Origin of the sequence: Micrococcus sp. R8502A1, assembly GCF_006704135.1 — a bacterium.
GTDB lineage: Bacteria > Actinomycetota > Actinomycetes > Actinomycetales > Micrococcaceae > Micrococcus > Micrococcus luteus.
In genome coordinates, this window is sequence record NZ_VIGS01000067.1 from 1 (window position 1) to 10,522 (window position 10,522).

The window sequence follows — 10,522 nt, forward strand, 5'->3', positions numbered from 1 at the left end:
TAACATAGCGATGTAGCACTGGTGATTAGATGGCTTTTGTAATGTACAGGGTTACTGCCATACGTGATTGGATGTTTGATGCGGCGTCGGCAGCGTCAGATGTGTATGGGAGACAGCCTCCGCCCTCGGCGGACGGCGGGGACACGGCTGGCACTCATGTTGAAGGAGTGCCAAAACCCGGAGTAGAATCGGGGCTGGCACTCGGGGGTACCGGGTGCCAATGCCCGAGGTGGACCGTCCGGCACCGCGACGACGGAGGGTCTGACGCCCGTGGCGCACCCGCAGACCACAGCATCAGCGGACCGGCGAGCCCGCCGGAGCCGCACGTCGACGAAGAAGGAGTGTGCAGCATGTCTGTCTCCATCAAGCCCCTCGAGGATCGCATCGTTGTCCGCCCCCTGGAGGCCGAGCAGACCACCGCGTCGGGCCTCGTGATCCCGGACACCGCCAAGGAGAAGCCGCAGGAGGGCCAGGTCGTGGCCGTGGGCCCGGGCCGGGTCGCCGAGAACGGCAACCGCGTGCCGGTCGACGTCGCCGAGGGTGACGTGGTGCTGTACTCCAAGTACGGCGGCACCGAGGTCAAGGTCGGCGGCGAGGAGTACCTGGTGCTCTCCGCCCGCGACGTGCTGGCCGTCGTCACCAAGTGACCCCGCCGCGACGGGCCCGGTGAGCGGCGCGCACCGCACCGGTGCGCGCGCCCCGGGCCCCTCGCGTCCCCGCACCCCCTGACTCCCTGAACGAAAGGAGCGTCCGTCATGGCCAAGCAGCTGGCTTTCAACGACGACGCACGCCGCGCCCTCCAGGCCGGCATCGACAAGCTCGCCGACACCGTCAAGGTCACCCTCGGCCCCAAGGGCCGCAACGTGGTGCTCGACAAGGCGTGGGGCGCCCCCACCATCACCAACGACGGCGTCACGATCGCCCGTGAGGTGGAGCTGGAGGACCCGTACGAGAACATGGGCGCCCAGCTCGCCAAGGAGGTCGCCACCAAGACCAACGACATCGCGGGCGACGGCACCACCACCGCCACCGTGCTGGCCCAGGCGCTCGTGAACGAGGGCATGCGCCAGGTCGCCGCCGGCGCCGCGCCGGGCGAGGTCAAGAAGGGCATCGAGGTGGCCGTGGCCGCCGTCGAGCAGCGCCTGCAGGAGAACGCCCGCCCGGTCGAGGGCCAGGAGGTGGCCCACGTGGCCGCCATCTCGGCCCAGAACGACGAGGTCGGCGAGCTGCTGGCCCGCGCGTTCGACACGGTCGGCACCGACGGCGTCATCACCATCGAGGAGTCCTCCACGACCTCCACCGAGCTGGACGTCACCGAGGGCATGCAGTTCGACAAGGGCTTCCTGTCCCCGTACATGGTCACCGACGCCGAGCGTCAGGAGGCCGTGCTCGAGGACGCCTACGTCCTGATCAACTCGGGCAAGATCTCCAACGTGCAGGAGCTGCTGCCCCTGCTGGAGAAGGTCGTGCAGGCCAACAAGCCGCTGTTCGTGATCGCCGAGGACGTCGAGGGCGAGGCCCTGTCCACCCTCGTGGTGAACAAGATCCGCGGCACCCTGAACGTCGTGGCCGTCAAGGCTCCGGGCTTCGGCGACCGCCGCAAGGCCATGATGCAGGACATCGCGATCCTCACCGGCGCCCAGGTCGTCTCCCCGGACCTCGGCATGAAGCTCGAGCAGGCCGACCTGGACGTGCTCGGCTCCGCCCGCCGCATCACCGTCACCAAGGACGAGACCACCATCGTCGACGGCGGCGGTGCGCCCGAGGACGTCGAGGCCCGGATCGCCCAGATCAAGGCCGAGGCCGCCGCGACCGACTCCGACTGGGACCGCGAGAAGCTCCAGGAGCGTCTCGCCAAGCTCTCCGGCGGCATCGGCGTGATCCGCGTGGGCGCCGCCACCGAGGTGGAGCTCAAGGAGCGCAAGCACCGCATCGAGGACGCCGTGTCCTCGACCCGCGCCGCCCTCGAGGAGGGCATCGTGGCTGGCGGCGGCACCGCCCTCATCAACGCGCTGACCGTGCTCGACACCGACGCCGACGTCCAGGCCCTGACCGGTGACGCCGCCGTGGGCGTGGACATCGTCCGCAAGGCCCTGAAGCAGCCGCTGCGCTGGATCGCCCAGAACGCGGGCGAGGACGGCTACGTGGTGGTCTCCAAGGTCGCCGAGCTGGAGCCGAACCACGGCTTCAACGCGAAGACCGGCGTCTACGGCGACCTGATCGCCGACGGCGTGATCGACCCGGTCAAGGTGACGCGCTCCGCGCTGGCCAACGCCGCCTCCATCGCGGCCCTCGTGCTGACCACCGAGACCCTCGTGGCGGACAAGCCCGCCGAGGAGGACGAGGCCGACCACCAGCACTGACCCCTGAGTCGGCCCTGACGCGGCCGGCTGTCGACGACGGCCCCTCACCCGCCCGGGTGAGGGGCCGTCGTCGTCCGGGCGGGAGACGCCGGCCGTCCGGGGTGCCCTCTAGGGTGTGCCCATGGACACACCCACGCCGCCCCGTCCCACCGGGTCCCACCCGACCCGGACCCCGGCCCGGCCCCGGCTGCGCCGCTTCGTCCGCGAGTTCTCCTATCCGCACGGCATCCACCCGGCCCTCGTGCCGGGCGTGTCCGTGGAGGACCGCCGGGTGCGCTACGGCGTGGACCGGGTGATCCTCGCCGTCATCGGCCTGCTGGTGGTCGGCTTCGTGGTGTGGGGTGTGCTGCAGCCGGACGCCGTGCTGGCCGTCTCGAGCGCGGCCCTCGACTGGGTGATGGTCCACGCCGGCTGGCTGTTCGTCCTGCTGGCCATCGGGATGGTGGTGTTCCTGCTGGTCCTGGCGTTCTCCCGGTACGGCGAGATCCCGCTGGGCCTGGACGGGGAGAAGCCCGAGTACTCCACGGCGAGCTGGTCGGCCATGCTCTTCGCGGCCGGCATCGGCATCGGCATCATCTTCTTCGGCCCGTACGAGCCGCTGACCTACTACCTGGCCCCGCGCCCGGGGGCGTACGAGGCGGGGAGCGAGGAGGCGGTGACGGGCGCGCTGGCCCAGGCCGCGCTGCACTGGGGCGTGAACGCGTGGGCGATCTACGCGATCGTCGGCCTGTCGGTCGGCTACGTGTCCTACCGCCGGGGCCGGGTGCCGCTGATGAGCTTGATCATCGCGCCGCTGTTCGGCGACTCCCAGCGCAGCGACTCGGTCGGCGCGCGCCTGATCGACGGGCTCGCGATCATCGCCACATTGTTCGGCACGGCGGCCTCGCTGGGCATCGGCGCCCTGCAGATCGGCCGCGGCGTGGAGATCGTCTCGGGGTGGTCGGCGCCGGGGAACACGGTGGCGCTGGGGATCATCGTGGTGCTCACGATCGGCACCATCTTCTCGGCGGTGTCCGGTGTGGCCCGCGGCATCCGGTGGCTGTCCAACATCAACATGCTGCTCGCCCTCGGGCTGGCGCTGTTCTTCTTCGTCGTCGGCCCGACGGCGTTCCTGCTGAACATCGTGCCCGGCGTCCTGATGGACTACGTCTCCTCCGCCCCGGACGCCCTCGGCGCCTCGATGGCCGAGGGGGAGGACATGCAGGAGTTCCTCTCCAGCTGGACGATCTTCTACTGGGCGTGGTGGGTCAGCTGGGCCCCGTTCGTGGGCGTGTTCATGGCGAAGATCTCGAAGGGCCGGACCATCCGCCAGTACGTCCTCGGCGCCCTGTTCATCCCGGCCGCGGTGATCGTCGGCGCGTTCACGATCATCGGCGGCACCACCATCTGGCTGCAGCGGACGCAGGGCTCCGTGGCGCTGGACGGCACGGCCGCCTCGCTGCCCGCGCCGGCGGAGATCTTCTGGGTGGTCCTGGACCAGCTGCCCGGCGGCGGGCTGGTGGCCCCGGTCGTGATCGTCATGCTGGCGGTCTTCTTCATCACGACGGCGGACTCCGCCTCGATCGTGAACTCGCAGCTCTCGCAGCGCGGCGCCCCGGCCCCGCGCCGCACGATCACGGTGTTCTGGGCGCTGTGCATGGCGGGCATCGCGGTCGTGATGCTGCTGACCGGCGGCGACACCGCGCTCACCGGCCTGCAGAACCTCATCACCATCACGGCGCTGCCGTTCACCGTGGTGCTCGTCCTCATGGCGGTCGCGCTCCAGCGCGAACTGGCCAACGACCCCTTCGCGATCCGTGACCGGTACCAGCGGGCCGCCGTCGAGAAGGCGACGGTGCGGGGCCTGGTGGAGTACGGGGACGACTTCGCGTTCACGGTGGAGCGCACCCCGCCGGGCAGCTGGTACGCGGCCGGCGAGGGGTTCGACTCCACCGCCGCGGAGATCACCGACTGGTACCGCCGCACGGACGAGGACGGGAACCCCGTGGACGACGACTACGTGCTGGGCGAGTACCTGGACGAGGGGGACGGGGACGGCGCGGACGGGCCCGCCGGAGCAGGCCCGTCCGGCCGCTGACTCAGGCGCGCGGCTCCGGGGTGCCGACGAGCTGGGCGCGGGAGTCGGCGGTCGCGTGGGCGCGGGCTTCGACGATCTCCTCCTCGTCCTCGCCGAAGATGTCGCCGCGTGGGGCGTCGTAGCGGTCCCGGTCGAGGATGCCCTCCTGGGAGGCCACGAGCGCGGGGATGAGGGCCTGGCCGGACACGTTGAGGGCGGTGCGGCCCATGTCCACGATCGGGTCGACGGCCAGGAGCAGGGCCATGCCCTCGAGGGGCAGCCCGGCGGTGGACAGCGTGAGCGTGAGCATCACGGTGGCGCCGGTGGTGCCGGCGGTCGCGGCCGAGCCCAGCACGGACACGAGTGCCACGAGGGCGTACTGGCTCAGGCTCATGTCGATCCCGTAGAACTGGGCGATGAACACCGCGGCCACGGCCGGGTAGATCGCGGCGCAGCCGTCCATCTTGGTGGTGGCGCCCAGCGGGACGGCGAAGGAGGCGTAGCCGGTGGGCACGCCGAAGTTGCGCTCGGCCACCCGCTGGGTGACGGGCAGCGTGCCGAGGGAGGAGCGGGAGACGAAGCCGAGCTGGAACGCCGGCCACACGCCGGTGAAGAACTGCTTGACGGAGAGCCCGTGCAGGCGCGCCAGCACCGGGTACACCACGAGCATCACGAGGGCCAGGCCCACGTAGATCGCCACCACGAACTTGGCCAGCGTGCCCATCGTGGACCAGCCGTACGAGGCCACGGCGTTGCCCAGCAGGCCGATGGTGCCGATCGGGGCCAGGCGGATGATCCACCACAGCAGCTTCTGGATGATCGCGAGCACCGAGCGGGAGAACGTGAGGAACGGGGCGGCCTTCTCGCCGACCTTGAGCGCGGCCACGCCCACGACGATCGCGATCACGAGGATCTGCAGCACGTTGAACGTGGGGGAGGAGGCGAGCGCGCCGTCCTCGCCCGCCGTGGTCTTGACGGTCAGGCCGAGGAAGTTCGCCGGCACCAGGGAGGTCAGGAAGTCGAGCCAGCCGACGTCCTTGGCCTGGTACGACGCCGGCGCGGTCTGGCCGGTGCCCACGCCCGGCTGCAGCACGACGCCGACGGCGAGGCCGATGAGCACCGCGATGAGGCTCGTGATGGCGAACCACAGCAGGGTCTTGGCGGCCAGGCGGGCCGCGTTGGTCACCTGGGCCAGGTTGGCGATGGAGGCGACGACGGCGAAGAAGACCAGCGGGACGACCGTGGCCTTCAGCAGGCTGATGTAGATGCTGCCGACGGTGGCCAGCGTCTCGCCGAGCCAGGTCGGGTGCTCGGAGGTGTGCCCCGTCGCGCGGGCGATCAGGCCCAGGACGAGGCCGAGGACGAGGGCGGCGGCGATCTGCCAGCCGAAGTTCGACGTCCAGGCGGGGAGCCGGCGTCGGGGCGCCGGTGCGGGGGAGGACTGTGCGGTGCTCATCCGGGGAGGTTAGGCGGTCTAATACCATGACGCCGAAACGGATTGCTCCATGTGACGTCGTGGTGACGTCCGTCTCGCCCCCGCGTGGCCCAGCGCGGGGGTCCTGTGATGTGGCCCGCACCCGGGTCGCCGGTTTGACCCCCGGGCATAGAATCGCGGAAACACCCGTCCCGAAAGGCGCCTTCGTGACCAACACCAGCACCGGTCCCAGCCCCGAGCCCGTCCACTCCTCCTCGGATCCCTTCGGCTTCTTCGGCCTCACCTATGACGACGTCCTGCTGCTGCCCAACGCCACGGACGTGATCCCCGCGGACGCGGACCCGGGCACCCGGCTGACCCGCAACATCCGCTTGAACATCCCCATCGTCTCCGCGGCGATGGACACCGTGACCGAGGCCCCGCTGGCCATCGCCATGGCCCGCCAGGGCGGCATGGGCATCATCCACCGCAATCTGTCCATCGAGGACCAGGTCCGCCACGTGGACACCGTGAAGCGCTCCGAGTCGGGGATGATCAAGGACCCCGTGACCATCGGCCCCGACGCCACGCTCGCCGACCTGGACGAGCTGTGCGCCCAGTACCGCGTCTCGGGCCTGCCGGTGGTGGCCGAGGACATGACGCTGCTGGGCATCATCACCAACCGCGACACCCGCTTCATCCCGCGCGAGGAGTGGGCCACCCGCACGGTGGACACCGCCATGACCCGCATGCCGCTGATCACCGCGCAGGAGGGCGTCTCGCGCGCCGAGACCATCCGCCTGTTCTCCCAGAACCGCGTGGAGAAGCTGCCGCTCGTGGACGATGCGGGCCGCCTGACCGGCCTGATCACCATCAAGGACTTCGACAAGGCGGAGCAGTACCCGGACGCCGCGAAGGACGACGAGGGCCGCCTGCGCGTCGGCGGCGCCGTCGGCTTCTTCGGCGACGGCTGGGAGCGCGCCATGGCGCTCGTCGAGGCGGGTGTGGACGCCCTCGTGGTGGACACCGCGAACGGCCACACGCACGGCGTGCTGGACATGATCGCGCGCCTGAAGAAGGACAAGGCGGCCGCGCACGTCGACGTCATCGGCGGTCAGGCCGCGACCTACGCGGGCGCCAAGGCGATCGTCGACGCCGGCGCGGACGCCGTGAAGGTGGGCGTGGGCCCGGGCTCGATCTGCACGACCCGTGTGGTGGCCGGCGTCGGCGTCCCGCAGATCACCGCCATCTACGAGGCGGCCAAGGCCACGCGCCCCGCGGGCGTCCCGCTGATCGCCGACGGCGGTCTGCAGCACTCCGGTGACATCGGCAAGGCCCTCGTGGCCGGCGCCGACTCGGTGATGCTCGGCTCCCTGCTGGCCGGCACGGCCGAGTCCCCGGGCGACCTCGTGTTCTACCAGGGCAAGCAGTTCAAGACCTACCGCGGCATGGGCTCCCTGGGCGCCATGCAGACCCGCAACGGCACGCGCTCCTTCTCCAAGGACCGCTACTTCCAGGCGGACGTGCCGGACGAGGACAAGCTGATCCCCGAGGGCATCGAGGGCCAGGTGCCCTTCCGGGGCCCGGTCGCCTCGGTGGTCCACCAGCTCGTGGGCGGCCTGCGCCAGACGATGTTCTACACGGGCGCGTCCACGGTGGCCGATCTCAAGGAGAACGGCCGCTTCGTGCGCATCACCGCGGCGGGCCTGAAGGAGTCCCACCCGCACGACATCATGATGACCGTCGAGGCCCCGAACTACCGTTCGCGCTGACCCGCACGTCGGGTCCGGGGGGAGCCCCCGGACGGGGCGGCGCCGACGACACGGTCGGCGCCGCCCCCGTGGCGCCTGGGCTAGGCTGGCCCGGTGACGAACCAGATTGAGATCGGCCGCGGCAAGCGCGGCCGCCGGGCCTTCTCCCTCGACGACGTGTCCGTGGTGCCCGCGCGGCGCACCCGGGATCCCCAGGACGTCAGCCTCACGTGGCGCATCGACGCCTACACGTTCGACATGCCCGTGATCGGTGCGCCCATGGACTCCGTGATGAGCCCCGAGACCGCCATCGCGATGGGGCGGCTGGGCGGTCTCGGCGTCCTCAACCTCGAGGGCCTGTGGACCCGCCACGAGGACCCGCGCCCGCTGCTCGAGGAGATCGCCGCCCTCGAGGCCGGCCCGGCCGGGACCGAGGCCACCCGCAAGCTGCAGGAGGCCTACGCGGCCCCCATCCGCCCCGATCTGATCACCGAGCGCCTCGCGCAGATCCGCGAGGCCGGCGTCGTCGTCGCGGGCTCGCTCACCCCGCAGAACACGCAGGAGTTCTACCGCACCGTCGTGGCGGCGGGCGTGGACCTGTTCGTCATCCGCGGCACCACCGTCTCGGCCGAGCACGTCTCCTCCACCCAGGAGCCGCTGGACCTCAAGCAGTTCATCTACGAGCTGGACGTGCCCGTGATCGTGGGCGGGGCGGCCGGCTACACGCCGGCCCTGCACCTGATGCGCACCGGCGCGGCCGGCGTGCTCGTCGGCTTCGGCGGCGGCGCGTCCACCACCACGCGCCGCGCCATGGGCATCCGCGTGCCGATGGCCACGGCCATCTCGGACATCGCCGAGGCGCGCCGCGACTACATGGACGAGTCCGGCGGCCGCTACGTGCACGTGATCGCCGACGGCGGCGTCTCCACCTCGGGGGAGATCGTCAAGGCGATCGCCATGGGCGCGGACGCGGTCGTCCTGGGCGCCGCCCTGGCCCGCGCCACCGACGCCCCCGGCGGCGGCTGGCACTGGGGCCTCGAGGCCGCCCACCCGGAGCTGCCGCGCGGGCACCGCACCCACGTGGGCCAGGTGGCTCCGCTCGAGGAGGTCCTGTGGGGGCCCGGCCGCCACGCGGACGGCACGTCCAACCTGATGGGCGGCCTGAAGCGCGCCATGGCCACCTGCGGCTACACCGAGCTCAAGGACTTCCAGAAGGTGGAGGTCCTCGTGACCCCCACCCAGACCGTCTGATCCCCGCCGCCGCATGGCGGCACCCCCGACCGGAAGAGTTGATACGGCGTGCTGCGCACCGCCCTCAAGCCCGTCTGGCTGGCCACCCTGGTGCTGGCCCTCGTGGCGGCCGCGGTCTTCGTGGCGCTGTCCAAGTGGCAGTTCGAGTCCGCGGAGACGAACGCACCGCCGCCGCGCACCCAGACCGAGCACGCCGTGCCGTTCCTGGAGCACGTGCGCCCCTACGAGGCCCTGCTCGGCTCGCAGGCCGACCAGGTCGTCACGGTCGAGGGGGAGTTCGTGCCCGGCACGGACGTCCTGGTCGGCCCGCGCCTGCTGAACGGCCGCGACGGCTACTGGACGGTCACGGCCCTGCGGGTGGCCGGCGCCCCGGACGGCGAGGTCGTCCCGGTGGTCCGCGGCTGGTCGGCCGACGCCGACGTCGTGGACCCCGCGCCCGCCGGGCAGGTCACCGTCACCGGGCGCCTGCTGCCCCCGGACGGGCTGCTGCCGCGCGAGGCCGCGGCCGAGGACACGGCCGACCGGCTCCTGTACCGCAGCCTGGCCCCGGCCCAGCTGGTGAACGTGTGGGACGAGCCGTCCTACGCGGCGTACGTCGCGGCGTTCCAGATGGTCGACGCCGCGGGCGCCGAGACGGGCGCGGCCGGCCCCGGCGGGCTCGAGCCGGTGTGGGTGGCCCCGCAGCCGGAGGAGACCCAGATCATCTGGCTCAACGTCTTCTACGCCGTGGAGTGGATACTGTTCGCCGGCTTCGCCCTGTTCCTGTGGTGGCGGTTCGTCCGCGACGACCACCTCCGGGACGAGCACGAGCGCCGGCTCGACGAGGAGTGGGCCACGCAGTGGCGCGCCGAGGAGCTCGAGCGGCGCCGGGCGGCCGCGCGCGAGGCCAAGGAGCGGGCCGTCGCGGCGCAGGCCGCGGCGCACCCACGCCAGGACCACGACGACGACGGGGCCGCGCGCCCCGACCCCCGCGACCCGGGCCCCCGTGGGCCCCGAGAGGAGCAGAGCCGATGAGCACCCAGCGCCCCGGCCCCCAGCCGGTGGACCCGGCGAGCCTGCCGGATCCCGAGGACATCACGGAGGCCGACCTGCCCGAGCCGCCCCCGCGGCCGGGCCGGGAGCAGCGCCGTTTCGCCGGCACCCAGCAGCAGATCCGCTCCGCCACCCGCCTCTACGTGGTGTGCGCGTGGATCACCGGCATCATGCTCCTGCTGCTCGTGGCGGAGATGGTGCTGAAGTACGGCATGCACGTGGAGCTCTACGCGGGCGGCACCACCGTGGACGGGGACGCCAACGGCCTGGGGCTGCACCCCACGGACAGCGTGACCGGGGGAGTGAACCTGTCCCTGTTGATCCTCATCGCCCACGGCTGGATGTACGTGGTGTACCTGCTCGCCTCGTTCCGCCTGTGGTCCCTGATGCGCTGGGAGCCGCTGCGTCTGCTGGCGATGGCCGGCGGCGGCGTCGTGCCGTTCCTGTCCTTCGTGGTGGAGAAGCGCATGACCCGCGTGGTCCGGGACGAGCTGCACCGCTTCCCGGACGCCGCGCGGCGCTACTGAGCGCCTCGACTATCCTGGACGGGTGACGCAGAACGCCCCCCACCCCGACCCGTCTCTTATACCCATCTCCGAGCCCACGCGACGGAGCTACATCCCGTATGCCGGCTTCTGCTTGAAAAAAAAAATAA

8 protein-coding genes are annotated in these 10,522 nt (G+C 71.6%); 7 read left to right on the plus strand and 1 reads right to left on the minus strand.

Annotated features, from left to right (window positions below):
* The first annotated feature begins 350 nt into the window (after positions 1–350).
* The 3 genes from groES (at position 351) to FLM69_RS10225 (ending at position 4,440) form a co-directional block, all read left to right on the plus strand.
* Positions 351–647 (plus strand): co-chaperone GroES, encoded by a 297-nt coding sequence (groES, locus tag FLM69_RS10215; protein ID WP_002857590.1) that lies wholly within the window; start codon positions 351–353, stop codon positions 645–647.
* A gap of 108 nt (positions 648–755) precedes the next feature.
* A complete protein-coding gene (gene groL / locus FLM69_RS10220; protein WP_141844119.1) occupies positions 756–2,363 on the plus strand; it encodes a chaperonin GroEL in 1,608 nt (535 codons plus the stop codon).
* 121 nt (positions 2,364–2,484) lie between these two features.
* Complete coding sequence (locus tag FLM69_RS10225; RefSeq protein ID WP_141844121.1) at positions 2,485–4,440, plus strand: BCCT family transporter; 1,956 nt, start codon at positions 2,485–2,487, stop codon at positions 4,438–4,440.
* 1 nt (position 4,441) lies between these two features.
* Here FLM69_RS10225 and FLM69_RS10230 read toward each other — a convergent pair whose 3' ends face one another.
* Complete coding sequence (locus FLM69_RS10230; RefSeq protein ID WP_061867093.1) at positions 4,442–5,875, minus strand: dicarboxylate/amino acid:cation symporter; 1,434 nt, start codon at positions 5,873–5,875, stop codon at positions 4,442–4,444.
* Positions 5,876–6,060: 185 nt separating this feature from the next.
* Here FLM69_RS10230 and guaB point away from each other — a divergent pair, with 185 nt between their 5' ends.
* The 4 genes from guaB to FLM69_RS10250 all read left to right on the plus strand — a co-directional run bounded on the left by guaB (position 6,061) and on the right by FLM69_RS10250 (position 10,394).
* Positions 6,061–7,605, plus strand: coding sequence for an IMP dehydrogenase (guaB, locus tag FLM69_RS10235; RefSeq protein ID WP_063190103.1), 1,545 nt, complete (start codon positions 6,061–6,063; stop codon positions 7,603–7,605).
* 93 nt (positions 7,606–7,698) lie between these two features.
* Positions 7,699–8,835: a GuaB3 family IMP dehydrogenase-related protein gene (locus FLM69_RS10240; protein WP_002857600.1), complete on the plus strand. Its 1,137-nt coding sequence runs from the start codon at positions 7,699–7,701 to the stop codon at positions 8,833–8,835.
* Positions 8,836–8,883: 48 nt separating this feature from the next.
* Entirely contained in the window at positions 8,884–9,849 is a 966-nt protein-coding gene (locus FLM69_RS10245) for an SURF1 family protein (protein WP_141844123.1), read from the plus strand.
* A complete protein-coding gene (locus tag FLM69_RS10250) occupies positions 9,846–10,394 on the plus strand; it encodes a DUF3817 domain-containing protein (RefSeq protein ID WP_141844125.1) in 549 nt (182 codons plus the stop codon). The genes FLM69_RS10245 and FLM69_RS10250 overlap by 4 nt, the downstream gene beginning before the upstream one ends.
* Positions 10,395–10,522 lie beyond the last annotated feature (128 nt).

What these genes read in the sequence shown, in the direction of transcription:
- groES (WP_002857590.1), top strand. Translation starts at nt 351, where the DNA reads ATGTCTGTCTCCATCAAGCCCCTCGAGGATCGCATCGTTGTCCGCCCC.
- groL (WP_141844119.1), top strand. Translation starts at nt 756, where the DNA reads ATGGCCAAGCAGCTGGCTTTCAACGACGACGCACGCCGCGCCCTCCAG.
- FLM69_RS10225 (WP_141844121.1), top strand. Translation starts at nt 2,485, where the DNA reads ATGGACACACCCACGCCGCCCCGTCCCACCGGGTCCCACCCGACCCGG.
- FLM69_RS10230 (WP_061867093.1), bottom strand. Translation starts at nt 5,875, where the DNA reads ATGAGCACCGCACAGTCCTCCCCCGCACCGGCGCCCCGACGCCGGCTC.
- FLM69_RS10250 (WP_141844125.1), top strand. Translation starts at nt 9,846, where the DNA reads ATGAGCACCCAGCGCCCCGGCCCCCAGCCGGTGGACCCGGCGAGCCTG.